Origin of the sequence: Sutterella massiliensis (assembly GCF_016899755.1) — a bacterium.
GTDB classification, from domain to species: Bacteria; Pseudomonadota; Gammaproteobacteria; order Burkholderiales; family Burkholderiaceae_F; genus Sutterella; species Sutterella massiliensis.
This window is the reverse complement of sequence record NZ_JACJJC010000506.1, coordinates 1-245: the sequence shown is the minus strand read 5'-3', so window position 1 is coordinate 245 and position 245 is coordinate 1. Positions and strand designations below refer to the sequence as shown.

1 protein-coding gene is annotated in these 245 nt (G+C 43.7%); it reads left to right on the top strand.

Annotated features, from left to right (window positions below; all coding sequences use genetic code 11):
* Nucleotides 1-115: 115 nt before the first annotated feature.
* Nucleotides 116-245, top strand: a 130-nt coding sequence (locus H6A60_RS14650) for a DUF4120 family protein (RefSeq protein WP_205105380.1), incomplete at its 3' end; no start/stop codon positions are given.

Below are 245 nucleotides of genomic sequence, written 5' to 3'. Positions count from 1 at the left end.
ACGCCACCGTGACGTGCGGTATTCGAATGAATATCCTGCCGGATGCAGGTGCCCTCATTGCGGTACTTTCTGGATTGACTGAAAAAACATTTACCAACCAATAAATTCAAACGATATGAAAATCTGCTGTTCACAAGAGCATTACGACAAGGTCGTACAGTATGCAAAATCAATCAATGACAAGACCCTGGAAAACTGTCTTGAACGTCTAAAACAATGGGAGAAGAACGAGAACCGTCCATGCG